Genomic DNA, 26,603 nt, shown 5'->3' with positions numbered 1-26,603 from the left:
AGACGATGACCGTTTCCGACCCGTCCACCACCGCCGCAGGGAACGCCTCCGCGAGCCCCGCCACCATCGCCGCGCGCACCGTGCCGGCCGGTCCCCGCGAACCCGGCACCCTCAAGAAGTGGGCGGGGCGCGTCCCCGGCCCCCTCGTCGGGCTCGTCGTGATCTTCGTGCTGCTATCGATCCTGTCGCCGTACTTCCTGACACCGCGCAATCTGCTCAACATCGTCACCCAGATCTCGGCCGTGGGCATCATGTCGGTCGGGGCGCTCATGGTCATCGTCATCGGCGGCATCGACCTGTCGGTGGGGGCGACCCTCGCGCTCAGCTCGATGGCGATGGGGTACCTCTTCTCCTACGCCGGGATGCCGTTCGAGCTGGCCCTCGTGCTCGGCATGGCCGTCGGCGCGCTGATCGGCCTGCTCAACGGCATCCTGGTCACCGTCGGAAGACTCCAGCCGTTCATCGCGACTCTCGCGACGATGTCGGCGGCGACGGGCCTGGCGGTCTTCATCACCGGCGGCAACACGGTGAACGGCTTCCCCGAGTGGTTCGTGTCCCTCACGCGGCTGAGCATCGCGGGCGTGCCGGTGCAGGGACTCATCCTGCTGGCGGTCTTCCTGCTGGCGGCGTTCTGGCTGCGTTTCCGTCCGGGTGGGCGCGCGCTGTACGCGATCGGCGGCAACGAGGAGGTCGCGCGTCTGTCGGGCATCCCGGTCCGCCGGACCAAGCTCGTCGTGTACACGATCGCGGGACTCCTGGCCGCACTCGGCGGCCTGCTGGTGACCTCACGGCTGGACTCGGCGCAACCCACCGCCGGAGCGGCCGATCTTCTCAACGTCATCGCCGTCGTCGTCATCGGAGGTGCCAGCCTCGCCGGCGGTACCGGATCGCTGCTCGGCACGTTCGTGGGCCTGCTCATCATCGGCGTGCTGAACAACGGTCTCTCGCTGCTCGGAGTCTCCCCCAACCTGCAGCCTGTCGTGCTCGGCGCGGTGATCGTCGCGGCCGTGCTCACCGACCGTCAGGCCCGCAAAGCGCAATCGGGCGAACGCTGATCGGGCCGTCATGACGACGATCACGAGCGGGGCGGCGACGATGCCGCCCCGCTCTCGTGTCTCCGCACCCCACCGGCGGCCTGGCAGAGTAGACGTTCAGGATCCGTCCGGCTACGGGAGGCAGACGATGGCGCGCGACCCCAAAGAGCTCGAGCACCTGCGCATGATGACGAAGGTCTCGCACCTCTACCACACGCGAGGGATCGTGCAGACGGAGATCGCCCGCACGCTGGGCATCTCGCAGGCGCGGGTGTCGCGCCTGCTGGCCGCGGCCGAAGAGGCGAACATCGTCCGCACGATCGTGGTGCCACCGGTGGGTCTGAACGCCGACCTCGAAGAGGGCGTCGAGAAGATGTTCGGCATGCGCGAGGTACACGTCGTCGACGCCTCGGGCGAGACCGGTGAGCAGCGTACCGAGACGCTCGGAGTCGCCCTGGCCGGCGTCTTCCAGGTGCTGCCCGTGGGCGACAAGGCGATCGGCTTCACCTCGTGGAGTCGATCGATGCGCCGGTTCGTCGAGAATCTCACGAGCTTCCCGCACTCCTCCGCTCGTGCGGTGATCGAGCTGCTCGGCGGCGTCGGCCAGCCCGCGATCCAGCACCAGGCCACCAACGCCACCGAGAGGCTGGCCTCGCTCACCGACGCGGAGCCGCTGTTCCTGCGCGTGCCTGGTGTCGTGTCGACGCCCGAGGTGCGCGAGGCGATCCTCTCGAACGATCCGCACGCGCGCCGCGCCCTCGAGGCCATGAACGACCTCGACATCGCCCTGGTCGGCATCGGCAACGCCACCATCGTCCCCCCGCTGGTGGGCGGCGAGAACTTCTTCACGCAGGAGCAGTTCGACGCCGTCCGGGCGAAGGGCGCCGTGGGCGAGATCAACCTCAACTTCATGGATGCCGACGGCAAGCCCGTTCCCAGCGAGCTCGACGACCTGGTGATCGGCGTCAGCCTCGATCAGCTGCGCCGGGCGGAACGACGCATCGGCGTCTCGGGCGGCGCCGACAAGCACGACGCACTCCTGGCGGCTGTGCGCGGCGGGTGGATCAACGTGCTCGTCACCGACGAAGAGTCCGCGCAGTACCTGCTGCAGCACGGTCCAGCGTCCCGCTGACGACGAACCGCCCGACGGAGCGCGCTCCTGAGGGGCCCGCGGAGGACAGACGATGCCCCACCCCGACACGACGACCGCCCGCACGCGCGGGACCGGCGCCGTCATCGTGGCCCAGCTGCTGCTGCGGACCGCGTCGGCCGCGGGCGCCCTCGCTCTCGGATCGTACTTCGTCGACCTGTCCCGGCAGGGGGCGCCGGTGGGGCCACTGCTGCTCGGCATCCTGTCGGGGGTCAGCTTCCTCGCCGAGCTGGTGCTCGCCCCCATCGCGGGGTCGGCGAGCGATCGGCGGGGACGCCGTGTCTTCCTCGTCGCGGCGCCGCTGCTCGCCGCGGCCGGCATCCTGCTGACGCCCGGAGCCTCCCTCTTCGCCGCCGCACCGTCCATCGTCCTGGTCGTCGTCATCGTCGGGACGTCGCGACTGCTCGACGGAGCCGGGGCGGCGATCGCGGCGCCGACCACGCTCGGCCTGCTGGCCGATGCGAGCGACGGCGACCCCCGACGCCGCGGGCGGGTGACGAGTCTGTACGAGCTGTCGTCATCGGGCGGGATCGCCCTGGGCGCCGTCGCGGGACCGCTCCTCTACGGCGCACTCGGGCTCTGGACGTTCGCCGCCCTCGCCGCGGCCTATGTCATCGCCTCGCTCCTGGTGCTGGCGTTCCTGCGGCCGGCGACGGCATCCACGATCCCTCCCGCGCGCGCCTCGCTCGGTGAGCGCATACGCGTCCTGGTGCAGCCGCGGCTGTTGGCGTTCCTCCCCGCGTGGATCGCGGTCAACGCGATCCTGGGCACGTGGGTGACGTCGCAGATCACGTTCGTCCTGGCCGGCGACGTGCGGGCGGAGGGCCAGCTGTTCCCCGGCGCGTTCCGCGGCGACGAGGCGGGCCTGTCGATCGTGCTCGGGGTCTACGTGCTGTTCTTCAGCCTGTGCATCGTCGCGTGGGCGTTCTTCATCGGACGCCTCCCCACCGTCCCGGTGCTCTTCGTCACCGTGTCGGGCGCGCTGGTCGCCTCAGTCGGCCTGATGCTGGCCAATCGCGGCGCTCCGCTCTTCGTCGCCCTTCCCCTGGTCCTGGTGGGGGTCTTCCTCGAGGCCGGATTCACCCCGGCCGCGCTGACCCACCTGAGCGACATCTCGGCGGAGTTCCGCAACGACCGCGGCCTGATCATGGGCGCGTACTCCGTCGTCGTCGGCGCCGGGTATCTGCTCGGGAACGTCCTCGGCGGGGTCTTCGCCGAATGGCTCCTGTTCGACGGCCTGGCGCTGCTGACGATCGGACTGGCGGCCGTCGCGCTGATGTCGATCACGGCGATGGCGGTGGTCGAGAGAGGGCGTCCATCGACGACCCATCCCGCCTGAAACCGGATGCCGCGACCCCGAGGCCGCGGCATCCGTTCTGGGGCCGTGTCAGCCGAGCCGCGACACGACGCTCTTCACCAGCGGCCAGGTCCGTTCGACCGACCGGTGGTTGACCTTCTCGGCCGGCGAGTGCAGCGCGTGCAGCTCCGTGCCGATGGAGATGATGTCGGCGACCGGGACGCGGCTGCTGAACATGCCGAGTTCGAGCGAGCACTGCGACACCTCGACCTGCGGCTCCTCCCCGCGCAGTTCCCGGAACGCCTGCGAGGCGACCGCGAGCAGTTCGGAATCGGGCCGATAGGGGAATTCGGGCGCATCCAGGCCGTACATCTCGATCGTCGCCCCTCCCTCGGCGAGCGCGACGAGAGCCGCCACCCGGTCGTAGAGCTCGTGCTTGCGCGAGGTCAGCGCCGAGGTGATCGTCGACATCAGACGCACGCCGTCGTCGGTGGAACGGATCGTGCCGAGATTGTTGGAGGTCTCGACGCGGTCGGGCACGTGGAGGTTCCAGCGCACGACTCCGTGCGGGATGAGCAGCGTGATCGCGGCCAGACGCCGTGCGGCGGCGGTCGAGAACACACGCTCGGGACTCTCGGCATCCACCAGCTCCACGCGCACGTCCGGATCGGCGAGGTCGTACTCCTCCGAGAGCTCGGCCTGCAGGGCGGCGATCGCCTCGCGGACGGCGGCGACGTCGGCGGGACGCAGGCTCAGCACCGCCTCGGCGTCGGCGGGGATGGCGTTGTTCTGCGCGCCGCCGAACGGTGACGACACGCGCACGTCGCGGCCGTCGGTGACGACCTGCAGGGCGCGGGCGAGGATCTGCAGCGCGTTGGCGCGCTCGAGTTGGATGTCGAATTCGCAGTGGCCGCCCCGCAGACCCCGCACCTGCAGCTTCAGGGCTTCGGAGTGCGTCTCGGGCACTGCCTCGAACTCACCGGGGATGTCGACGGTGAAGGTGACGTCGCCGCTGCAACCGGCGAGGATCTCGCGGTCGGTGATCCAGTTGAAGTCGATCATGCGCCGGCCCTGGAGCCGGCTCGTGTCGAACTGGCCGGCTCCGACCTTGCCCTTCTCCTCCATGGCCGTGAGCACGGCTTCGAGCGGCGGGTGCGGGAGCTCCTCATCGTCGAGCAGGGCGAGGATGTACGACACCCCGATGCCGTTGTCGGCGCCGAGCGAGGTGCCGTCGGCGGTGATGAAGTCGCCGTCGACGAGGAGACGGATCGGCTCCGTGGCGAAGTCGAACTCGACGCCCTCCTCCTTCTCGCACACCATGTCGAGGTGTCCGTGCAGGATGAGCGGTGCGGCATCCTCGAGGCCGCCCTGACCGGGCTTGCGCACGAGCACGCAGCTGAGCTCGTCCTTGACGGCGTCGAGGCCGCGCGAGCGGGCGAACTCCACGACCCAGTCGGCCACGGCGGATTCGTTGCCGGAACCGCGCGGGATGCCGGCGAGGGCCTCGAACCACTGCAGCACCTCGCGAGGCTGGAGGTCGTCGAGCACACCCTGAGTGGACGGGGCGGAAAGAGTGTCGGACATGGTTCTCCTCTCTGAGAACAGCGGGTGGATGTCGGGAGCGACCCGCGGAATCACTTGACGATAGCGCCGCGGGAACGGGTCATCGTGAGGGCGACGACCGCGATGATGACGACGCCGTAGACGAGGCTCTGCGCCTGGGCGTCGATGCCGAGGGCGGCGGTGGCGATCGGCACGAGCGCGACCGTCAGAGCCCCGAAGACGACGTTGACGGGGTTGGTCGCTCCCCCCGAGATCGACGTACCGCCGACGATGGCGGCCGCGATCGCGGGCAGCAGCAGATCGCTGCCGAGACCCGTGGGAGACGCCGATCCGGCCTGCGCGATGATCGTGATCGCCGCGAGTCCCGCGGTGAAGCCCGAGAGGCTGAACACGATCACCTTGATGACACGCGTGCGCACGGCCGAGAAGATCGCGCCGGACTCGTTGCGCCCCACGGCGGTCATGCCGAGCCCCAGACGGGTGAAGCGCAGCATCGCCCACAGCAGGACCGCGACCACGACGCCCAGCCAGAACGTGAGGGGGATGCCGACGATCCCGGTCGCGTAGAGAGCGGCGATCGCCTCGCCCCCCGAGGCGACGTAAACGGTCGTCGCCCCGCTGGCTACGAGGGCGGCCGCCGAGTAGATCCCGAGGGTGCCGAGGGTGAGGGCGAACGAGGGCACCTGCGCGTAGGCCACCAGGAGCCCGTTCAGCGCCCCGCAGACCGTGACGATCACCAGGACGAGGAGCGGGGCGACCGGGCCGATCGACGACAGCGTGATCGCGAGCAGGATGGCACCGAGAAGAGCGATCGCGGCGTTGGAGAGGTCGATCGAACCGATGTGCAGCACGAGGGCCTGTCCGAGCGCGACGAGCAGGATCGGCGCCGCCGACGCGGCGATGATGGTCAGCCCTCCTCCCCCGAGGAACGCGGGGGTCAGCGCAGCGACCACAGCGAGCATCGCCAGGAAGATGACGAGCGGTCCGACGGTCTGCCACACGCGCTGCGCGCGCGGACGCGAGCGCTTCTTGACGCGACCGGGTTCGTCGGCGGTGGCGGGGGGCTCAGAGGTCACGGCGAAGGCGTTCACGATCACAGCATCCTTTCCAGCAGGTCGAGCGTGGAGGGGTTCTCGGTGACGAGGTCGTAGTGCGCCGCGGTCTCGCCGTCGCGCATGACGACGATGTCATCGCCCATCTCCAGGGCCTCTTCGAGGGTGTCCGCCAGGAGCACCACGGCGGTGCCGCTCTCGCACGCGCGGCGGATCTGCGCGTTGACGATCTGCGAGGCCCCCGGATCGAGACCGCGCAGGGGGTGGTCGAGCACGAGCAGGCGGAGGTCGTCGGAGGTGAGCCACTTGGCCAGGACGACCTTCTGCTGGTTGCCGCCGGAGAAGCGTTCGAGTTCGAGCGAGATGTCGTCGGGCCGCACCTGGAGGGCGTCGAACCACTCCTGCGCGGTCTTGTCCCGTCGCCCGTGACGCAGCACACCGCCCGTCGACGACGACCCCGGATGCGTGAGGGTGAGGTTCTCGGCCGCGGTGAGGCCGCCCACCATCCCTTCGACGCGTCGCTCGGCCGGGACGTACCCGACCCCCGCCGCCACGGCCTTGGGGATCGTCCAGTCCCTCACGGGAGCGCCGTCGAGCAGGATCTCGCCACGATCGAAGGGCTCCGCGCCGAACAGCGCCCGCGACAGCGACTCACGGCCCGATCCGCTCGTGCCGACCACCGCGGTGAGCCGGCCCGCGAAGACGCGGAACGAGACGTCGTCGTACTCGCCCTTGCGGCCGAGTCCACGGACCTCCAGGACGGGACGCTCATCGGCGGCGGGAGCGCGCCGCTCGCGCGATTCGGCACGGGCCTCGCGGCCGACCATCAGACGGAACAGCTCCGCCTCGGTGACGTCCTCCACCGCACGATCGGCGATGAGCTCGCCGTCGCGCATGACGAGGACGCGATCGCAGATGCGCATCACCTCGTCGAGGCGGTGCGAGACGAAGATCACCGATCCGACGTCACGGAGCTTGCCGATCTCGCGCTCGAGGATCGCCGTCTCGGTGCGTTCGAGCACCGAGGTGGGCTCGTCGAGAATCACGAGGGGCTGCCCTCCCTGGCGGGTCTGCACGCGGATGGCCCGGGCGATCTCGACCATCTGACGGTCGACGAACGACAGGTCTCCCACCTTCGTGCGCGGATCGAGCTTCGAACCGATCTTGGCGAGGGTCTCGGCGGCATCCCTGTTCAGTCGTCCCCAGCGATAGAAGCCGGAGCGTCCCACTCCGCCCTTGCCGGGCTTGGTGTTCATCTCGACGTTCTCGGCGACAGAGAGGTTGGTGAACAGCGACTGCTCCTGGTGCACGACGCCGACGCCGGCGGCGATCGCATCGCGCGGACCTTTGAAGCGTACGGGCGTTCCGTTGACCTCGATGCTCCCGGCATCCGGTTGGTGGATGCCGGTGACGATCTTCAACAGCGTGGACTTGCCGGCCCCGTTCTCGCCGATCAGGCCGACGACCTGACCGGGTCCGATCTCGAGCGAGACACCCTTGACGGCCTGCACGGCGCCGAACGAGATGCGGATGTCCTTCAGGGCGATGACGGGGGTCTGTGCGCTCATTTCGCGATCCTCAGACGGTTGCGCTGCGACCAGGCAGCGGCGACGATCGCCGCGACGAGGATGGCCCCCGACACGGCGGACTGGAAGCTCGGGCTCACGCCCGAGAGGATGAGGCCGTTGCTCAGCACGGTCAGCAGGAACACGCCGAGAACGGTGCGGAGGATGCCACCACGCCCCCCGCCGAGAGAGGTGCCGCCGATCACGACCGCGGGGATGACGAGGAACAGCGTCCCGGTGCCGACCGTCGCGGAACCCGCTCCGAGCTTCATCGTCGCGATGATGCCGGCCAGTCCGCTGAGCACCCCCGCCACGATGAAGACCGCGGTCTTGATGCGGGCCACCGGCATGCCCGCCGAGCGGGCGATGGCCTCGTTGTCGCCGATCGCGAGCGTCAGGCGACCGAAACGGGTGTACCTCAGCAGCAGCACGCCGACCACCACGACGACGACGGCGAGCAGGAATCCGTTGGGAAGACCGAGGGCGCTCTGCGACGCCCAGGTCGAGAGGGAGTCGTCGGTGAGGGTGGGGATGGCATCCGTTCCGAAGAGGATCGTGGCCACGCCGAGCCCGACGTACCAGATGCCGAGGGTGACGATGAAGGAGGGCACCTTCAGCCGCGTGAAGATGAGTCCGCTCACCGCGCCGAGCAGGGCGCCGACGACGAGGGCGACGACCCACGCCCACGGGCCCAGGTCGAGGCCGCCGCGCGAATTCGCCGAGAGGAGGATCCACGCCATTCCCGACGCTCCCATGATCCCCTCGACCGAGAGGTCGATCGAGCCGAGCAGGATGACGAGGGTCGCGCCGACGCCGACGATGAGCGGCACCGTGGCCTGATCGAGGATGTTCTGCAGGTTGCCGAAGGTGGCGAACCGGGGGTTCAGCAGCGAGAACACCACGATCAGCACGACCATGGCCGTCACGAGGGCGACGGGCTCGCCCCATCCGGCGAAGCGCGTGCGTCGCGCGATCTGCTGTTCTCGGGTGCGGACCGTGGTGGTGTCGGCCGCGGGGGGCCGGAGAGAGGTGTCGGTCATTTTCGACTCCGTCGTCGGTGCGGGAGGAGGGACCCCTCCCGGCCGTGCCGGCCGGGAGGGGCGGGGGGATCAGTTGCTCGGGAGCACTTCGGGGCCGCCACCGACGAGCTTCATCGGCGCGGTGTCCCAGGGGCCGTTCTCGATGAGGGAGTCGACGAACTTCTCGGGACCGTCGGCGGCGTCGTAGCCACTGAAGTCGGCGAGCGTGTCGGGCGTGACGCAGCTGAGTTCGAACAGGCTGTCGCGCTTCTCCTGCGGCAGTTCGGACGGCTTGATCTCGCCGGTCGCCGCGAGGTAGGCCGTGTAGAGTCCGACCGCCGACGCCATGTAGCCGCGGTGGAAGGTCTCGCCGACGATGGCGTTGTTGCCCTCACCCGACTGCATCGACGCGATGGTGTCGGGGTAGAGGCCGTCCGAGGCGAACTTCGTGGTGTCGAGGAGCCCGGCGTCCTTGAACGCCTTCATCGACCCGGTCTGCATCGCATCGTCCGCGCTCCAGACGCCGTCGATCGTGTCGCCGTACTTGGCGATCAGATCCTGCGAGTTCTTGTAGCCGAGCTGCGGGTCCCAGTTGGAGGGGCGCTCCTCGAGGATCTTGATGTCGGGGTACTTCTCCGCCATCTCGGCTTTGAAGCCGGCCACACGCGTCTGGCTGGTCGTGCTGTCCTGCACGCCCGGCAGCATCACGACGTTGCCCGTCCCGTTCAGCGACTTCCCGAGCGCGTCGGCGTTGCACCTTCCGGATTCGACGCCCGGGATCTTCTGGAAGGCAACGAAGTTGTCGCCGACCTGGGCCGGGTCGAGGTTGTCGGGCTTGTTCCACCAGATCGTGACGAAGCCGCCGGCCTGCTTGACCGCGTTGACGATGGTGGGGGCGTCGGAGCTGGCGACGGTGTTGACGAAGAGGACGACCTTCTTGCCCTTGGCGAGGATCGCCTGGATCTTGGAGATCTCGGTCTGCGACGACCCGTTGGAGTCGACGATCTCGAGCGGGATGTCGAGCTTCTTCGACAGGGCCTCGGCGCCGGCGATGTTGGAGGCCATGTAGGGGTTGGTCGTGTTGATCACCGAGGCGACCAGAACGAGGTCCTCCTTCGCGATGGGTTCGGCGGAGCCGCCGGCCGCACCGGCGGTGCTGGTGCATCCGGAGAGGGCGAGCGCGGCCACCGCGGCGAGCGCGAAGCCGCGGACGATGCGCGTACGGGTGGGGGTGGATGACATGTCGACTCCTTCGTCGAACGGACCGCCGGGGCGGTCGGGTAAGGGAGGGGGTGGCATCCCGGGGAGGGATGCCGCGAGGCGTGCCGCGTCGTACGGGGATCAGCCCGCGGAACGCAGCGCCCGGAAGAACGTGCGGACGTCGTCGACGTACACGTCGGGGACCTCGAGGGGCGCGAAGTGACCGCCGTCGTCGTGGACGCGGTACTGCTGGAGGTTGAAGTAGGCGTCGGTCCAGGTGCGCGGGGGCTTGTAGATCTCGCCCGGGAAGATGGACACGGCGGTGGGGACCCCCACGACGGGCGTGCGGTCGTGGGAGGGGGTCCAGGGGTTGCCGCGGCACTCCCAGTAGTAGCGCGACGAGGTGCCGCCGGTACCGGTGAGGAAGTACACCGCGGCGGTGGTGACGAGGTCTTCCTTCGGCCACACGCGCTCGAAGGCATCGGTGCCTTCGCCGCGCTCGGCGAGGCCCCAGAAGTAGCGCTTCTCGGTGATCCAGGCGAGCTGGGCCGCCGGGGAGTCCACGACGAGGGCGGCGAGGGTCTGCGGCTTGGTCAGCTGAATCTCGCCGTATCCGCTCTCCCGCTCGACGAAGAGCTTGCCGCGCTCGAACCAGCCCTCCTCGCCCTCGGCGTACTCGCTCTCGGCGGGGAGTCCCAGCGCGGAGTCGTAGGCGACGTGCGCGGGCTGGTCGGGGTGGTCGGGGAGGTAGTGCGACAGCTGCGCGGGGAAGTGGGTGTAGACGCCGATGACGTCGTCTTCGTACTTGTGGCCGTGCTGTTGCGCGATCAGCGCGCCCCAGTCTCCGCCGGCGGTGGCGTAGCGCTCGTAGCCGAGGACGTCCTTCATGAGGGTGTTCTCGAGGCCGGCGGTGCGCCAGAAGTTCCAGCCCGTCTCGCGCAGCGGCGACGAGAAGCCGTAGCCGGGAAGCGAGATCAGCACGACGTCGAAGCTGTCGGCGGGGTCGCCGCCGAACTTCGCGGGATCGGTGAGGGGCTCGATGACCTTGCGCACGTCCCAGAACGTCCAGGGCCAACCGTGGTGCAGCAGCAGCGGCATGGGGTTGTCGCCCTTGCCCTTGACGTGGATGAAGTGCAGCGGCACCCCCATGAGGTCGACCTTGTAGTGGGGGAGTTCGTTCATGCGCCGCTCGACGTCACGCCAGTCGTACTCGTTGATCCAGTAGTCGACGAGCGTGCGGTGGTATGCGGTGTTGTAGCCGTAGCGCCAGTCGTCGTTGGCGAAATCGTCGGCGAAGCGCGTGCGCTTCAGGCGGTCCATCATGTCGTCGAGATCGGCCTGCGGGATCTCGATCCGGAAGGGCCGGACGTCGTGGTCGTGTGCCACCGTGAACCTCCTCGTTCTCGGTTTGAGCCGGTGGTGGTAACTATTCATCGTGCGATTGGCTATACGCTAAGCCCGCTCCGCCCCCGTGTCAACGGTGGATTCAGGCCCGCTCACAACGCGGTCTCCCGCCAGCCGCGCGACCGCCGCGTCGAGCCCGCCGACGATCTCGCGCAGCCCCCGACGCGGAGCGTCCACCCCCGCGAAGTGCGCCGCCACCGCCGCGCGGACGGCCTCGTCGTCGACGACGGTCTCTTCGGCCAGGCTGCCGACGGTCGACGGATCCCAGACGAGACCCAGGATGGCGTTGACCTCGACGAGCAGCCGGTATGCGCGCTCGCCGAGGCGCAGGGGAATGCTGGCGGTGAACAGACGCCCCCCGCGCACGACGCGCTGGGCCGTGCCCACGAGCTTCACCGCGCCCCGCGCATTGACCGACCACTCCCCCGGGCAGTACTCGCCCGCCACTGCACCCACTCGGGCGTCGACACCCCAGGAGCGGGCGAGATCCGCGAACTCCCGACCGCGCGCGCGGAAGACTTCGCCGTCGTCGCGGCGCTCGGACTCCACCGACAGGAGGTCGACGACGAGCCAGTCCTCGTCGAGCACGACCGCACGGCCGCCGGCCGGACGCACGATCGGCAGATACCCGGCCGCCCGGGCCGCGTCGGCGGCGCGGGCGAAGTGCGGATGTAGGCTCTCGCGCCGACTGAAGGCCACCGTGGGCGCGGGCGAGAACACGCGAACGCACTCGGGGGCGCTGCCCGCCGCCACCGCCTGCAGCAGGATCAGACTGGACAGCACCTCGTCGGTGGCCCTGCGCGGCGCACCCGGCACCCGCTCGGTGTCGACGAGTGTGGGACCGCCGTCGGTGCGGACGCGCGCCACGGGGGATTCGGATGCCGACGGGATCGGGATGCCCGCGGGCAGCACGACGCCCGCGCGGCCCCCGTCCGAGCGGGCCGCGCGGGCGTCGTCGCTCACGGGGAGGGGCTCTCGAGCTCGCGTCGCACCACGGCGAGGAACCGCGCGGCGGTGGCGCCGTCGAGGGCGCGGTGATCCGCCGTGAGAGTGAACTCCGCGATCGGCGCCCACAGCCCGGCATCCTCCCGGTGCACGAACCGCTGGACGGTCGCGCCGACGGCGAGGATGGCAGCCTGGGGGACGTTGAGGATGGCGTCGAAGCGCGTGATCCCCATCATGCCGAGATTGGAGACCGTGAAGGTGCCGCCGGTGATGTCGTCGCGGGTCAGCGCTCCCTCTCTCGCGCGGGCGACGACGTCCGCGCGGATACGAGAGATCTCAGCGAGATCGGCTGCGCCGATGTCGTGCACTACGGGCACGACCAGCCCCTTCGGGCTGTCCACCGCGACGCCGACGTTCGCCCTCTCGAACCGCGTGACGCTGTCGTCGCCGACGTGCACGTTGACCTGGGGCACCTCGACCAGCGCGCGGGCGCTCGCCCGCAGGATCGCATCCGTCACCGTCGCTGTCGGCTCGATCCGTTTCGTCTGCAACGCCGCGGTCATATCGACCTCGACGGTGACGTGGAACACGGGTGCGGCCCACGCCTGCACCATCCGACGCGCCGCAGTACGCCGCAGCCCGGTGATCTGCTCGACGACGCCGTCCTCGACGGTGGGGGTGCTCATACGAGCACCGCCTCACCGGGCGCCGGGGCCGCGCGTTCGGCGCGCCCCGCACAGCCGTACTCGCGCATCTTCTGCACGGTCGCCTCGATCATGCGCTCACGCCCCTCGGCCATGGCCTCCTCGAACTGCCGGTCGCCGCGCGACCAGACGTCCTCGATGCCCCGGCGGAACGCGTGACGCAGGTCGGTGTCGGCGTTGAGCTTGTGCACACCCGCCTCGATCGCCACGTGCAGCTGATCGGTCGGCACACCCGACGCTCCGTGCAGCACGAGCGGAATACCCACGGCATCCCGGATCTGCCGGATGCGCTCGATGTCGAGCGGCTGGGGCTCGATGCCGGTCACACCGTGCATCACACCGGCCGAGATCGCCAGCAGGTCCACCCCCGTCTCGGCGACGAAGCGCTCAGCCTCGTCGACCTTGGTGTAGTACTCGTCCCACGGGATGTCGTCGGAGGCATCCGGAATCCGGCCCAGCTCCGCCTCGACGGGGATGCCGAAGGCGTGCGCGACCCTGACCACCTCGGCGGTGACGCGGATGTTCTCCGCGAAATCGAGGTGCGCGCCGTCGAACATGATCGAGTCGAAGCCCAGCTTGATGGCCTCGAACACCTCGTCGTAGGTGCCGTGATCGAGGTGGATCGGCGCGACGAGCCCCGACTCGTCGAGCTCGCGACGCGTCATCTCGTAGGCGGCGCGCAGTCCCATGTGCGGGACGATGGCGCGACCGACCTGCAGGAAGACGGGCGCGTCGGCGCGCTGCGCCGCACGGATGAGCGCCTGCGTGGTCTCGGGGTTGTGCATGTTGAACGCGCCGACGGCGTAGCCGCCCGCCCGCGCGGCAGTGACGAGACCCAGGGGGTCGACTCCGGTCATTTCGTACTCTCTTTCTTCCGGGCTCCTTTGCCCGAACGGGATGCGGCGGCTAGTCCGTCTCGATGACAGCGACGACGGTGCGCACCTCGACGGCGTCACCCTCCTCGACGAGCAGTTCGACGAGGGTTCCCGTCGCGGGGGATTCGAGGGTCTCCTCGACCTTCTCGGCCTCGACATCGGCCAGGGGCTCGTCCTCGGCGACCTGGTCGCCGACCTTCTTGTGCCACTGGACGATCGAGCCCTCGCTCATGCCCATGCCCCACTGCGGGAGCAGAACCTCTACGCGTGCCATGTCGTTCTCCTTCTCTGGTCGATCACTCGGCGCCGACCGACGCCAGCGTCGGGGCGGTCAGTCCGGTCACTCGTCGCACCGCGGCGACGATGCCGTCCTTGTGGGGGTACATCTGCTTCTCCAGCGCGGGACTGAAGGGGATCTGCATGTCGGGCGCAGTGAGGCGCACGATCGGGGCCTTGAGGGCGTCGAAGACCTCCTCGCTCACCAGCGCGCTGATCTCGGCCGCCGCGCCGCACGTGCGGTGCGCGGGTTCGGCGATCACGAGCCGGCCCGTCTTGGCGACCGAGCGGAAGATCGCGTCGCGGTCGAGCGGCACCAGGGTGCGCGGGTCGATGATCTCGACCGACACGCCCTCGGCAGCGAGCTCCTCGGCCGCCGCGACGGCTTCGGGCACCGAGCTCGACACGGCGACGATCGTGACGTCGGTGCCCTCGCGGACGGTGCGGGCGACGCCGAACGGCACCCAGAAGGGCTCATCGGGCACTTCGCCCTTGGAGCCCCACAGCAGGCAGGCCTCGAAGGTGAGCACCGGGTCGTCCATGTCGATCGCGGTGCGCAGGAGTCCCTTGGCATCCGCGGGGCTCGAGGGGACCATGATCTTCAGCCCGGGGACGTTCATGAACATCGGGTACGGACGGTCGGAGTGGTGCGCACCGGTGTTGAGGCCGTAGAACATGGCCGAGCGGAACACCACCGGCATCGAGGCCTGCCCGCCGAACATGTAGCGGTTCTTCGCCACCTGGTTCACCAGCTGGTCCATCGCCATGTAGAGGAAGCTCGAGTACGACAGATCCACGAGCGGGCGGAGTCCCGTCATCGCCGCCCCCGCGGCGGCACCCACGATCCCCTCCTCGGAGATGGGGGTGTTGCGGATGCGATTGCGTCCGTACATCTGCACGAAGTCACCGGTCTGCGCGCGGGTCTTCCCACCGCCGGTGGTGCCGTACACGTTGGCCTCGACGTCTTCGCCGATGATGATGACGCGCTCGTCGGCGTCCATCGCCTCGCGCTGGGCGGCGCCGATCGCGCCGAGGAAGCTCATGACGCTCATGCTGCGTACTCCGAGTCGGTGTAGAGGTCGTCGAAGGCGACCGAGGGGTCGGGGAAGGGGCTGTTCTCGGCGAAGGCGACGGCGGCGTCGACCTCGTCGACGATCTCCTGCTCGAGAGCGTCCATGCGCTCGGCGGTGAGACCGCGCTCGGCAATGAGGCGCTCGCGGAAGAGCTGGATCGGGTCCTTCTTCAACCACGCTTCGCGCTCGTCGGTGGGGCGGTAGTCGGTGCCCAGGCGCAGGCCCTCGGAGTGCTCGTTGTAGCGGTACGTGACGACCTCGACGAGGGTCGGCCCGTCGCCGGCACGGGCGCGGGAGACGGCGGTGCTCACGGCGTCGTAGACGGCGAGGACGTCTTGTCCCTCTTCGACACGGACGCCCGGGATGCCGAATCCGGCGGCGCGTTCGGCGATGACACCGCTCGTGACGGTGTGGGCGGGCGTCGAGAGCGCGTACTGGTTGTTCTCGCAGAGGAAGACGACCGGCAGGTTCCAGACGCCGGACATGTTCATCGACTCGTAGAGCACGCCCTGGTTCGCGGCGCCGTCGCCGAAGAAGGCGAGGGCGACGCTGTCGCGACCGAGGACCTGCGACGACAGCGCCGCGCCCATGGCGATCGGGATGGAGGAGCCGACGATGCCGGATTCGCCGAGACTGCCGACGGCGAAGTCGGCGAGGTGGAGCGACCCGCCCTTGCCCTTACAGACGCCGTCGGCCTTGCCCTGCAGCTCGGCCATCAGCGGACCGAGGGGCGAGCCCTTGCCGATGGGGTGGCCGTGGCTGCGGTGGTTGCCGGTCATGAAGTCGCCGTCGCGGAGCGCCATGGTGGCCCCCACGACCTGCGCTTCCTGGCCGATCGAGGTGTGCACGGTTCCGGGGATGTGACCGCGCTTGACCATCTTCGATGCCCGCTCGTCGAAGGCGCGGATGCGCAGCATCCGACGCTGCATCTCCAGGAGGAATTCCTCGTCCATCGATGACCTCTCTGTCTCGTGTGGAATATGTATTCGGCTTGTGCGTGACTATTCTAAACAGCCGCCGCGGGCGGCGCAAGCGTGCGCCGCGGGCGAAGATCGCCGATGCCGGCGAGCACGTAGTCGGGACGCAGGTGCGGCTCGCACCGCATGACGTCGGCCAGGGACGCATCGCCCGTGAGCACGAGGGCCGACGAGATGCCGGCGTTGACGGCCATGCGCACATCCGTCTCGAGGCGATCACCCACCATCACGGCACTGCGCACGTCGGGGCCGAGCAGAGACCGGACGGCGTCGATCATGATGCGGTCGGGTTTGCCCATGTTGGCCGCGCAGCGCACGCCCGTCGTCGCCTCGAGCGCCGCGACGATGCCCGCGGCATCCGGTTCTCCCCGGCCCCCCGGGAACGGGCAGTACCGGTCCGGATTCGTCGTCACCAGGATGGCCCGACCGTGCTGCCACAGCGCATCGAAGGCGATCTGAAGCTTGCGGTAGTCGAAACCGCGGTCGTAGCTCGCGATCACGATGTCGATTTCGGCCGGAACGTCGCTGATCCGCACCCCTGCCTCCTCGAGAGCCCGCACGAGGGGCGGCTCCGCGATCGGGAAGACCGTCGCCCCGGGATGCTCCGCCCGCAGCCAGGCCACCGTGCTCACGACGGTGTTCACGATCTCGCTGCGGTCTACGGGGATGCCGAGGCGCTCGAGCTTGGCGACGTACATGTCCGGGTCGCGCGTGGGATTGTTCGACAAGAACACGGTGCGGGCACCGCGCGCACGCAGGTCCGCGAGCATCTCGCGCGCGCCGGGCAGCAGCTCGTCGCCGAGGTACACCGTGCCGTCGAGGTCGAACAGATAGGCGTCGAACCAGGTGTCGGGGGACGCGTCAGACATGGGCCACCTCCGCGATGGTCGGGTAGACGGGGCGAAGCGCGGGGTAGATCTCGCGATAGGCGCCGAAAAGCTCGGCGTAGCGCGCGGACCGCGCCGGGTCGGGCTCGTACCGGCGCCCGCGCCGGGTCATGGCGGCGACGGCGTCAGGGATGCCCGGGTACAGCCCCGCTCCGACGGCGGCCAGGATGCCGACCCCCAGCGCGGTCGCCTCGTCGTGACCCGCGAGCACGACAGGGCGCTGCAGCACATCGGCGAAGATGTGGCACCACAGGTCGCTGCGCGCCCCGCCGCCCATCGCGACGAAGTCGGAGACCGGAGCGGGGAAGTTCGCCTCGGCCTGCTCCAGGCACCAGCGCAGCTCGAATGCGATGCCCTCCAGCACCGCCCGGTAGATGTGGGCGCGGGTGTGCACACCTCCGAAACCGACCATGGCCCCGCGCGCGCGGTGGTCCCAGAACGGAGTGAGCTGGCCGTTCCAGTACGGCACGACGAACAGCCCCTCAGCCCCTTCCGGCACGGTGGACGCCTGCTCCTCCCACCAGTCCTCGCGCACCACCCCGGCCGGCTCGCCCGCGGCGATCTCGTGCAGGAACCAGGTCACCATGAAGGTGCCCGCCCCCACGAACAGCTCGTTGCTGACGGTCCCCGGGATCGCGCCCGACATCGCCCGATAGGTGGGGTGCGGGCGGAAGCGCGACCCGAAGCACCCCGACACCAGGCCGGTCCCGAGGTTGAGGTAGGCGTCGCCTTCGTCGCACACCCCCGCACCGAGCCCGGCCGACTGCCCGTCGCCGGCACCGGCGACCACGAGCACCGCGGCGGGGAGCGTCAGCTCCTCCGCCGCCGCAGCGCTCAGCGATGCGATGGGCGTGCCCGGCTCGACGAGTCGCGGCAGCACCGACCTGTCGAGCCCGATGCCCGCGAGGATCTCGTCGGAGTAATCGGATGCCGCCAGATCCAGAACGCCGAGGGGGTCGGCGCTCGCGATCGAGGTGGCCCACTCCCCTGTCATCCGATGCACGAGGTAGGCATGCACGTCGACGATGTGCGCGGTGAGAGCGAGCGACTCCGGCTCGTGCTCGGCGAGCCAGTGCAGTTTGTACAGCGCGGGGGTGGGGTTCGGCGGCTTGCCGGTGAGCTCGTGGATGCGCGCGGTCCCCACGCGGTCGACCTGGTCGCCCGCGCGCGAGTCCAGCCAGAGCATCGCCGGGCGCACGGGCACGTCGTGTGCGTCGAGCAGAGCGAAGCTCTCGCGCTGGTGAGTGATCGACAGCGCGGCGACGCTCGACGGGTCGACGGTGCGCAGGCAGTCCCGCACCGCGTGTACGACCGCGGCCCACCAGTGCTCGGGGTCTTGTTCACCCCACCCGGGCTGCGGGATCGACAGCGCGACATCGCTCCGCCCCTGTGCGACGGCACGGCCCTGGAGGTCCCACGCGATGCACTTCGCACCGGTCGTGGAGCAGTCGATACCGAGGACCAGCGCGCTCACGCCGTGACTCCCGCCGCCGCGCGCGCGGCGCTCACCGCGGCGTCGGCACGGTCCAGGACCGCGTCCACGTCGGCATCCGTCCACCATCCGGCGGCGTGGAGAAGGTCGATCACGGTGACGCGGTTGCGCATGAACAGGCAGTTGGCCACGGCCCAGCGCCAGATATCGGCCGTGATCCAGGAGCCGAGGTCATCGCGGGTGAGGGGGGCGCCGGCGACGGCGAGCGCACGGGCGATGCGTCCGCCATCGGGGCGCATCGCGCCCAGGCCCGCTTCGAGGGTGTCGGGATCGGCCAGCAGCTCGAGGGGATCGCCGCTCGCCTCCCACGCGCGGCGCTTGGCGGAGTAGTCGCGCCCGCATTCGTCGCCCAGGGCCCCCGAGGGGTCGCACGCGGCGAAGGCATCACGCACGCGCGCCTCGTCGTCGCCGTGCGACGGCTCGATCGCCCGCCCGCTGCGAGCCTGCGCGAAGAGGTGGTCCCACGCGGAGGCGGCGATGACGGATGCCACCCCCACCTGCGCGCCGTGCAGCCCGACCTCGTGTCCCCGGGCGACGGCGTACATGTCGAGCATGTGGCTGACCAGGTGCTCAACGCCCGAGAGGCAGGCCGTGGAGCCGGAGATCCCGGTGCCGATGCCGCGGATCGCGAGCACGCGCGTGAGCTGCTCGACGGGGCGGGCCTCGCCCCGCCCGAGGCCGACGCCCCACTCGGAGGGGTCGCCGGCGAATTCGAGCAGCAGGTCGCGCGGCGTGGTGTGGAAGGTGGCGTCGGTGCCGACGCGCGACGCCAGCCACCAGTCGGCGGGGGCGGTGAACAGCGACTGCAGTTCGCCGAATCCCGAGGCGTTCAGCACGGTGGGGGCGGTCGCGATCACCGTCGTGTCGGCCAGGACCACATCGGGCCAGCGGGAGTCGATCGTCCTCTTCGCGCCCGCGCGGAGGACGACGGAGACGTTGTCGGTGAAACCGTCGACGGATGCCGCCGTCTGCACGATCACGAGGGGCACGTCGCCCGCGCGGGCCGAGGCGACCTTCGCGATGTCGGAGATCGTGCCCGAGCCCACCGACACCACCGCGTCGACGCCCCTCACCGCCGCGGTCGCGGCGTCCAGGGCCTCATCGTCGACGTGCAGGTGCCCGGGCTCGCCGAGGACCGTCTCCACGACGTCGAAGTCGTGAGCGAGACGCGCGTGCACGTCGACCTTCAGGTCGATGTCACCGGAGCGGATCTCGGTGCGGTCGACGATCAGGGCGACCCTCGCACGGCCGGGTTCCGCCCCCACAAGCTCCTTGACGTGCTCGGGAGCGCGAGCCGCCGCACCCGCCTCGATGACGAGGGTGTGCAGCCCCAGGGCCACGAGAGCCTCGGGTCGTTCGGCATCGGAGATCGCCGCACGGACGGCGTCGAGATCGGTGGGGTCTGAGATGGCGGAGAACGCGCCCATGTGTCCTGCCTTCGACTCTGAATCGGCTGGTCTGCATATTCATTCGTTATTTGAATATTGCGATTCATGGAGTCTAGGAGCGGCGCAGACGAGCGTCAAGGACACGCGCGCGCCGTCGCGGACAGCCCTCCGGGCCCGCTCAGGCGATCACGAGCCCGGACGCAGCACAGGCACGGCGACCGTCGGTGAGGGCGGGGCGCCCTCCCCGCGTGTCGGCACCCCCGGCGCCCCGCGCGAATCCCGGGGTCAGTCGCGTGCGCGTGCGACGATCTCGATCCGGTTGCCCACGCGCCGCGCCACGCACGACGGCAGATCGATCGGACCCTGCCCCCGCCAGTCGACGGCGAGACGGGCGACCTCGAGCGTCTGCGCGCGGGTCAGCGAGACGCCGAACTCGCTCTCGACCACGTACCGGACGATCCGGTTGCGCAGCGCCGCGGGATTGGCCGTGAGGGCGGCGACCGAGATCGAGATGCCCGCCTCGGCGTGCTCGACGATGTCTTCGATGGTCTCGTCGATCATGTCCTGGAAGGCCGCGGCATCCTCCCGCAGCTGCTCGGCCGTGCGCGCGAGCGCCTCGGCGACCCCCGGTCCGAGCTCGTCCTCGAGCACGGGCAGCACCCGATCCCGCACGCGCACCCGCCGGAACGCGGGGTCGGCGTTCTGCGGATCCGCCCAGGGCTCCAGGCCCTCCGCGGCGCACGCGGCGACGGTCGTCCGCCGGCGCACGCCGAGCAACGGGCGCAGCCAGGTGGGGCCCGCGGCATCCCGTCGTTCCGCCGCCATGCCCGACAGACTCGCCGCGCCGGAGCCGCGGGCGAGGCCCAGCAGCACCGTCTCGGCCTGATCGTCGAGGGTGTGCCCGAGCAGCACGGCCTCGGCGCCCGCCTCAGCGGCCGCCCCCGCGAGGGCGGCGTAGCGCGCGGCGCGGGCGTCGGCCTCGGGGCCGTCCTTCGGCACCACCTCGACGGCGATCACGCGCGCGGCGATGCCCCGCTCCCGCGCGTCGTGCGCCACGCGCGCCGCGACGGCGTCCGAGCCCTCCTGCAGGCCGTGGTCGATCACGACGGCCTCGACCCGGATGCCGAGGCGCTCGGCCTCGAACGACGTCGCCGCCGCGAGCGCGAGCGAGTCCGCCCCGCCCGACAGCGCCACCACGACGCCACCGGTGCGGCCCTCGAGCGCTGTGCGCACGGCCCTGCGCACCTCGGCGACGGCGGGGGAGAGTCCAGGGCGGCGATCCATCCCCCTACGGTATTGGCCGGCTGACGCAACGCAGGAGTTTCGCCCTTCGCGGTCGCGGCCGGGGCGGCATCCGGCCGGGTGGCACCGCGCCCGCCGCGGGTTATCCTGCGTCGTGGCCCGACCGCTCGGCGCACCGCGACCGCCGTCGCCGCCCACCCCTCGCGTGCAGACCACGCGCGGAACCGCGGCCCGACTAGGCTGGGCCGCGGAAATCCACAGATCTAAGGAGCACGAGTATGGGCGCATTCGACGCCGTCATCGAGATCCCCCGCGGCAGCCGCGTGAAGTACGAGGTCGACCACGGCACCGGCCGCGTTTACCTCGACCGCATCCTCTACACGGTGTTCGGCTACCCGGCCAACTACGGCTTCTTCGAGAACACCCTCGGCGAAGACGGCGACCCGCTCGACGTGCTCGTGCTGCTCGACCGCGATCTGCACCCCGGCATCCTGGCCAAGGTGCGTCCCGTCGGCGTGCTGAAGATGAGCGACGAGGCCGGCGGAGACGACAAGGTCGTCGCCGTGCTGGCGAAGGACCCGCGCTGGGATCACATCCAGGACGTCGACGACATCGACGAGTGGACCAAGAAGGAGATCTCGCACTTCTTCGAGCACTACAAGGACCTCGAGCCCAACAAGTGGGTCAAGGTCGACGAGTGGGCGAATGCGGCCGAGGCCGAGCGTCTCGTGGCCGAGGCGTTCACGCGTTTCGACGAGCACGACGCGCAGACCAAGACGCAGGGTGCGGGCGAGGCTCCCAACACGCTCTGAGCCGGCGGCGGCTCCGCTGCCGCGGCACGAAGAAACCCCCGGTCGATCGACCGGGGGTTTTCTCGTGTCGGGATCAGACCCAGACGCCGCGATCGCGCAGCCAGGGGGCCGGATCGGTCGTGCCGCCCCACGGCGGGTAGACCTCGAAGTGCAGGTGGCAGCCGAAGGAGTTGCCGGTCTGGCCGGTCGCGGCGATCTGCTCGCCCGCCCCGACGCGCTGCCCGTAGGAGACGTAGATGCCGCCGTTGACGATGTGCGCGTAGCCGGTGGCCGAACCGTCGTCGTGCTGGATGCGGATGTAGTTGCCGTAGCCGCCGTTGTAGCCGGCGTAGGTCACCCGACCGGCGGACGCCGCGTAGATCGGCGAGTAGCAACCGGCGCCGAAGTCGAGACCGAGGTGCCACGAGCTCGCGCAGTAGCTGCCGTTGCACTGGCTCGAGCGCGGACCGTAGCCCGAGGTCGTACCGGCCGACGAGGGCCGCGCCCAGCCGGAGCCCGCGACATCGCCGCCGCCTCCACCGCCGCCGCCTCCACCGCCGCTGCTGCTTCCGCCGCCACCGCCGCCGCCGTTGTTGTTGTTGTTCTGGCGGTCTCGCTCTTCCTGCTCGCGACGGGCGCGGTCACGCGCCTCGGCTTCTTCGCGGGCTTTGCGCTCGCGCTCTTCGCGCGCCTTGCGCTCGGCCTCGACCCCGGCCTGGTAGTCGGCGACGGTCTTGGCCGTGGTGTCCTGCAGCGCGGCCAGCTGGGCCTCGAGGACCACCTGGTTCGCCTGCTGAGCGGCCAGCGCCTCCTGGGCGGCCTGCGCGGCCTGCTGCGCGGCGACCATCTTCTCTTCGGCGATCTTCTGCAGACGGTCGCGCTCGGTGCGCGCGTCGTTCGCCTGGTTGCTCAGCTGGGTCGCGGAGTCGCGGGCAGTGACGGCCGCGGCGTACACCGAACGATTGCGCTCGATGAGCTTGTCCATCGTGCCGAGCTTGGCCAGCAGATCGTCGGCGCTGGCCGCGGAGCCCGAGAAGAACAGGTCGAGCGAGGTGTCGTCTCCACCGGAGCGGTACAGCTGCGCGGCGACCTTGCCGGCCTTCGCGGCGGCGTCGGTGGCCTTGGCCGCCTCGGCGTCGGCCTGCGCCTGGATCTGCTGCGCGCGGTAGTCGGCGTCGAGGTAGGCCTGCTGGGCCGTGTAGTACTCGTCGGAGCGGGCGACGACCTCGGCCTGGGTGCGCGCGACCTCGGACTGCAGCCCCTGGATCAGCCCCTGGATGCGGGCGATCTCCCCGGCCTTCGCCGCCTCGTTCGCCCGCGCCGCTTCGACGTCGGCCCACGAGGGGTAGTCGGCGGCGACCGCGGGAGAGGAGAATCCGGATGCCGCCGCGCCGAACGCTCCGACGGCGACGGCGCCGAGGGCACCGAACTTGAGGGCGCTGCGGCGATCGAAGGTCGGCCAGAGACGCCGCTGCTCCTGCGCCGTGGGCGCGCAGCCGCAATCGTCTGATTCGTCGGGGCGCTCGAGCGTCACGGGAATACCTCTTCTCACCGGTCGCAACTCGACTCACAGTAGCAACACGAGTCACACGCACAACAGGGCGAGTTCCCGTCGTCAGCACCCATCCTGCGCGTGCGACACGCGCGAGCGGCGTACGCCACGCCCCGAATTGGCAATCTCGCGGGATGTGAAGTAGGCTCGGTCGTCGGCAAGCGAGTTGGAAATCGCAAGGTTTCCGCCTCATCCGGCCCCATCGTTTAGCGGCCTAGGACGCCGCCCTTTCACGGCGGTAGCACGGGTTCGAATCCCGTTGGGGTCACTTTCCGGTGAAGTACAATTTAAAACGCATGGCCCTGTAGCGCAGTTGGTTAGCGTGCCGCCCTGTCACGGCGGAGGTCGCGGGTTCAAGTCCCGTCAGGGTCGCTCCACAGCGACGGGCCTTCTTTCGAGGAGGCCTTTCGTCTAGGAAGCGGCAGACATGCCGCTCGGCTCTGTAGCTCAGTTGGTAGAGCGCACGACTGAAAATCGTGAGGTCACGGGATCGACGCCCGTCGGAGCCACACGGATCGTCATTACAACGGTCCCAGAAACCCTCGCCTAGCTTCTACATGGCGGGGGTTTTGCTTTCCCCGGCGAGGTGCGACGTCGTCTCCGACGCGCCCGGCTCCGACCCCTCGGTCGTCGAGCGGGCGCAGCGTGACGAAACGCCCCCCAGCACGCATGCGGACAGGCGTTCGTTCGAAAACAGGACGGCCTCGGCCGGCTCCATCCTGTCCTCGGACGATCACCTGTTCCCACGCGGGCCCGGTTCCCACGCGGGCCCGGCGCAACCCGCGCCTCGACCACCGGCCCGAGGCCGGACTCCCCCCACGGGGGTATTTCTCCGCGCCCGAACCCGGGCGTACCCGCGGACGGTTCCGCGACCCCGCCGGACAGCGCTACTATTTGTTGACTTTTAGCAAACACCTGGCGCCCGGCCTCCCGATCGAGCCGCCCGCCACCCCTTCTCGATGAGGACAGATGTCAGACATCACCACGCGACGCAGCCGCGCCCACACGGCTGCCACCGACACGGTCATGACCCACCGCATGATCATGTTCGTGATCTTCGGCCTCATGGCCGGCATGTTCCTGTCCGCCCTCGACCAGACGATCGTCGGAACCTCCATCCGCACGATCGGCGACGACCTCCAGGGCCTCAGCCTGCAGGCCTGGGTCACGACGGCCTACCTGATCGTGTCGACGATCTCGACGCCCATCTACGGCAAGCTCTCCGACATCTTCGGCCGCCGTCCGCTGTTCCTCCTGGCGATCCTCATCTTCATCGTCGGCTCCGTGCTCGCGAGCTTCTCGACCTCGATGGCCGAGCTCGCCGCCTTCCGCGCGATCCAGGGCCTGGGCGCCGGCGGACTGATGTCGATGCCGCTCGCGATCATGGGCGACATCCTCGCCCCGCGCGAGCGCGCCAAGTACCAGGGCTACTTCCTCGCCGTCTTCGGCATCTCCAGCGTCATCGGTCCGCTCGTGGGCGGCCTCTTCGCCGGCGCCGACCAGATCCTCTTCATCACCGGCTGGCGCTGGGTGTTCCTCATCAACGTGCCGATCGGCATCGCGGCCCTCGCGATCGTGTGGCGGTTCCTGCACATCCCCAAGCAGCCGCGCCACTCGGTGCGCATCGACTGGTGGGGCGCCACGACCGTGATCGTCGCCCTCGTGCCGCTGCTGCTCGTCGCCGAGCAAGGACGCGAGTGGGGCTGGGGCTCGCCGATCGCCCTCGCCTGCTACGTGGTCGGGGCTCTCGGCATCCTGGCGTTCGTCATCGCCGAGACGAAGATGAAGGACGACGCGCTCATCCCGCTGAAGCTCTTCCGCTCCCCCACCTTCTCGATGGCGACGATCATCGGCGTGCTCGTCGGCTTCGGCATGTTCGGCGCGATGCTGACGCTGCCCCTGTACCTGCAGCTCGTGCTCGGCTCGACGCCCACCGAGAGCGGCTTCGAGATGCTGCCGATGATCCTCGGCCTCATGATCGCCTCGATCGCGAGCGGCCAGATCATCGCGCGCACCGGTCGCTACCGCATGTTCCCGATCCTGGGCACGGCGCTGATGTCGCTCGGCTTCTTCCTGCTGACGTTCCTGAAGTACGACAGCCCCTACTGGCACGTCGCGATCGCGATGCTGGTCATCGGCCTGGGTCTCGGTCAGCTCATGCAGACCCTGACGATCGCGAGCCAGAACTCCGTCGGCCTGCGCGACATGGGCGTGGCCACCAGCGGCTCGACCTTCTTCCGTCAGATCGGCGGAACGCTCGGCACCGCGGTGCTGCTCTCACTGCTGTTCACGCTCATGCCGTCGAACATCATCGGCTCGTTCTCCGACCGCCAGACGCTCACCGACGCCCTCGACGCCGCCTTCGACCCGACGGTGGCCTCGGCCCCGGCCAACGAGAAGATCATGTCGGGCATCTACGGTCCGATCGTCACTCAGACGACGGATGCCGTGACCCAGCAGGTGCAGCAGGGTGTGCAGCAGGCACAGGATGCCGCGACCCAGGCGGTCGCCGCCCAGGTCGCCGCGGGGCAGATCCCGGCGGCCGCCCAGGCGCAGGCCACGCAGGCCGCGATCGCCCAGGCGACGTCGGCCGCCGCGACGCAGATCCAGCAGCAGGTTCCGGTCGCCCGCGTCGGAAGCGACGGATCGGTGAGCCTGGACTTCTCGAACGACGCGGACCGCGCGGCCTTCGTCGACCAGGTGGCCACCACCCTCGAGGACCGTTTCACCTCGGGAGACGAGAACACCTCGATCGGCGGGTCCACGCTCGACGACACGTCGTTCCTGGTGGGCGCCGACGCGCGACTGACCAAGCCGTTCCTGGTGGGCTTCAACTCCTCCGCCACGACGGTGTACTGGACGGCGATGGGCGTGGTGCTGCTCGCGTTCGTGCTCGCACTGTTCTTCCGCACCCCGCCGCTGCGCGCCAAGTCGGCCCTCCAGGAGGCCGCCGACGAGCGCCGCGGCAAGGACGACGAGGAGAAGCGGGCCGACGAGGCCGCCGCGCAGACCGGCGCCCTGCTCACCCCTTGAGCGCGCAGGAAGGGCGGGGCCGTCGCGAGACGCCCCGCCCTTCGTCATACCTGAGGCAGCGGTCACCGCCCCTCGCGTGGGCTC

Annotated in this window: 22 protein-coding genes and 3 tRNA genes; 8 read left to right on the top strand and 17 right to left on the bottom strand. The window is 70.0% G+C overall.

Translation table 11 applies throughout. The features are described 5' to 3' along the window. Positions 1-5: 5 nt before the first annotated feature. The 3 genes from AB1K56_RS09655 to AB1K56_RS09645 all read left to right on the top strand — a co-directional run bounded on the left by AB1K56_RS09655 (position 6) and on the right by AB1K56_RS09645 (position 3,523). Positions 6-1,055 (top strand): ABC transporter permease, encoded by a 1,050-nt coding sequence (locus tag AB1K56_RS09655; protein WP_371205478.1) that lies wholly within the window; start codon positions 6-8, stop codon positions 1,053-1,055. Between the two features lie 127 nt (positions 1,056-1,182). Then, a complete protein-coding gene (locus AB1K56_RS09650) occupies positions 1,183-2,166 on the top strand; it encodes a sugar-binding transcriptional regulator (protein WP_371205477.1) in 984 nt (327 codons plus the stop codon). Between the two features lie 52 nt (positions 2,167-2,218). Beyond that, on the top strand, positions 2,219-3,523 hold the full coding sequence (locus AB1K56_RS09645; protein WP_371205476.1) for an MFS transporter: 1,305 nt from the start codon (positions 2,219-2,221) through the stop codon (positions 3,521-3,523). Positions 3,524-3,571: 48 nt separating this feature from the next. On the opposite strand, the gene pepD is transcribed toward AB1K56_RS09645, so the two are convergent. The 16 genes from pepD to tilS all read right to left on the bottom strand — a co-directional run bounded on the left by pepD (position 3,572) and on the right by tilS (position 21,185). Next, the gene (gene pepD / locus AB1K56_RS09640) at positions 3,572-5,065 is read right to left on the bottom strand and encodes a beta-Ala-His dipeptidase (RefSeq protein WP_371205475.1); all 1,494 of its coding nucleotides are present in this window, start codon (positions 5,063-5,065) and stop codon (positions 3,572-3,574) included. 50 nt (positions 5,066-5,115) lie between these two features. Next, positions 5,116-6,135 (bottom strand): ABC transporter permease, encoded by a 1,020-nt coding sequence (locus AB1K56_RS09635; protein ID WP_371205474.1) that lies wholly within the window; start codon positions 6,133-6,135, stop codon positions 5,116-5,118. A 2-nt stretch (positions 6,136-6,137) separates the two neighbouring features. Then, positions 6,138-7,664 (bottom strand): sugar ABC transporter ATP-binding protein, encoded by a 1,527-nt coding sequence (locus AB1K56_RS09630; RefSeq protein ID WP_371205473.1) that lies wholly within the window; start codon positions 7,662-7,664, stop codon positions 6,138-6,140. Further along, entirely contained in the window at positions 7,661-8,701 is a 1,041-nt protein-coding gene (locus tag AB1K56_RS09625; RefSeq protein ID WP_371205472.1) for an ABC transporter permease, read from the bottom strand. The genes AB1K56_RS09630 and AB1K56_RS09625 overlap by 4 nt, the downstream gene beginning before the upstream one ends. A gap of 69 nt (positions 8,702-8,770) precedes the next feature. Then, positions 8,771-9,922: a sugar ABC transporter substrate-binding protein gene (locus AB1K56_RS09620; RefSeq protein WP_371205471.1), complete on the bottom strand. Its 1,152-nt coding sequence runs from the start codon at positions 9,920-9,922 to the stop codon at positions 8,771-8,773. 99 nt (positions 9,923-10,021) lie between these two features. After that, complete coding sequence (locus tag AB1K56_RS09615) at positions 10,022-11,266, bottom strand: epoxide hydrolase family protein (protein WP_371205470.1); 1,245 nt, start codon at positions 11,264-11,266, stop codon at positions 10,022-10,024. 66 nt (positions 11,267-11,332) lie between these two features. Further along, positions 11,333-12,247 (bottom strand): lipoate--protein ligase family protein, encoded by a 915-nt coding sequence (locus AB1K56_RS09610; protein WP_371205469.1) that lies wholly within the window; start codon positions 12,245-12,247, stop codon positions 11,333-11,335. Further along, complete coding sequence (locus tag AB1K56_RS09605) at positions 12,244-12,915, bottom strand: 2-oxo acid dehydrogenase subunit E2 (RefSeq protein ID WP_371205468.1); 672 nt, start codon at positions 12,913-12,915, stop codon at positions 12,244-12,246. Before AB1K56_RS09605 ends, AB1K56_RS09610 begins: the two co-directional genes overlap by 4 nt. Further along, positions 12,912-13,790, bottom strand: coding sequence for a ketose-bisphosphate aldolase (locus AB1K56_RS09600; protein WP_371205467.1), 879 nt, complete (start codon positions 13,788-13,790; stop codon positions 12,912-12,914). The genes AB1K56_RS09605 and AB1K56_RS09600 overlap by 4 nt, the downstream gene beginning before the upstream one ends. A 49-nt stretch (positions 13,791-13,839) precedes the next feature. Next, complete coding sequence (locus AB1K56_RS09595) at positions 13,840-14,082, bottom strand: biotin/lipoyl-containing protein (RefSeq protein WP_371205466.1); 243 nt, start codon at positions 14,080-14,082, stop codon at positions 13,840-13,842. Positions 14,083-14,104: 22 nt separating this feature from the next. Next, positions 14,105-15,127 carry an alpha-ketoacid dehydrogenase subunit beta gene (locus tag AB1K56_RS09590; RefSeq protein WP_371205465.1) on the bottom strand — a complete coding sequence of 341 codons (1,023 nt, stop codon included), beginning with the start codon at positions 15,125-15,127 and terminating at the stop codon, positions 14,105-14,107. Positions 15,128-15,132: 5 nt separating this feature from the next. Then, complete coding sequence (locus AB1K56_RS09585; RefSeq protein WP_371205464.1) at positions 15,133-16,110, bottom strand: thiamine pyrophosphate-dependent dehydrogenase E1 component subunit alpha; 978 nt, start codon at positions 16,108-16,110, stop codon at positions 15,133-15,135. Between the two features lie 53 nt (positions 16,111-16,163). Further along, positions 16,164-17,003 carry an HAD-IIA family hydrolase gene (locus tag AB1K56_RS09580; protein WP_371205463.1) on the bottom strand — a complete coding sequence of 280 codons (840 nt, stop codon included), beginning with the start codon at positions 17,001-17,003 and terminating at the stop codon, positions 16,164-16,166. After that, entirely contained in the window at positions 16,996-18,495 is a 1,500-nt protein-coding gene (locus AB1K56_RS09575; RefSeq protein WP_371205462.1) for an FGGY-family carbohydrate kinase, read from the bottom strand. Before AB1K56_RS09575 ends, AB1K56_RS09580 begins: the two co-directional genes overlap by 8 nt. After that, complete coding sequence (locus tag AB1K56_RS09570; RefSeq protein ID WP_371205461.1) at positions 18,492-19,940, bottom strand: iron-containing alcohol dehydrogenase; 1,449 nt, start codon at positions 19,938-19,940, stop codon at positions 18,492-18,494. The genes AB1K56_RS09575 and AB1K56_RS09570 overlap by 4 nt, the downstream gene beginning before the upstream one ends. 246 nt (positions 19,941-20,186) lie before the next feature. Beyond that, a complete protein-coding gene (gene tilS, locus AB1K56_RS09565) occupies positions 20,187-21,185 on the bottom strand; it encodes a tRNA lysidine(34) synthetase TilS (RefSeq protein ID WP_371205460.1) in 999 nt (332 codons plus the stop codon). A 236-nt stretch (positions 21,186-21,421) separates the two neighbouring features. Here tilS and AB1K56_RS09560 point away from each other — a divergent pair, with 236 nt between their 5' ends. Next, complete coding sequence (locus tag AB1K56_RS09560) at positions 21,422-21,955, top strand: inorganic diphosphatase (protein WP_136586076.1); 534 nt, start codon at positions 21,422-21,424, stop codon at positions 21,953-21,955. A gap of 73 nt (positions 21,956-22,028) precedes the next feature. Here the strand turns inward: AB1K56_RS09560 and AB1K56_RS09555 are convergent, their stop codons facing one another. Then, the gene (locus tag AB1K56_RS09555) at positions 22,029-23,468 is read right to left on the bottom strand and encodes a M23 family metallopeptidase (protein WP_371205459.1); all 1,440 of its coding nucleotides are present in this window, start codon (positions 23,466-23,468) and stop codon (positions 22,029-22,031) included. Between the two features lie 213 nt (positions 23,469-23,681). Between AB1K56_RS09555 and AB1K56_RS09550 the strand changes: the two genes are divergently transcribed. The 4 genes from AB1K56_RS09550 to AB1K56_RS09535 all read left to right on the top strand — a co-directional run bounded on the left by AB1K56_RS09550 (position 23,682) and on the right by AB1K56_RS09535 (position 26,519). After that, positions 23,682-23,754: transfer RNA gene (locus AB1K56_RS09550), tRNA-Glu, on the top strand. A 30-nt stretch (positions 23,755-23,784) separates the two neighbouring features. Next, positions 23,785-23,858 (top strand) — tRNA-Asp (locus tag AB1K56_RS09545). Positions 23,859-23,922: 64 nt separating this feature from the next. Then, positions 23,923-23,995, top strand: a tRNA-Phe gene (locus AB1K56_RS09540). Positions 23,996-24,455: 460 nt separating this feature from the next. Further along, on the top strand, positions 24,456-26,519 hold the full coding sequence (locus tag AB1K56_RS09535; RefSeq protein ID WP_371205458.1) for an MDR family MFS transporter: 2,064 nt from the start codon (positions 24,456-24,458) through the stop codon (positions 26,517-26,519). Positions 26,520-26,603 lie beyond the last annotated feature (84 nt).

Origin of the sequence: Microbacterium sp. BWR-S6Y, from assembly GCF_041379845.1 — a bacterium.
Classification (GTDB): Bacteria; Actinomycetota; Actinomycetes; order Actinomycetales; family Microbacteriaceae; genus Microbacterium; species Microbacterium hydrothermale.
The sequence above is the reverse complement of the archived record's forward strand: the minus strand, read 5'-3'. Positions and strand labels throughout refer to the sequence as shown.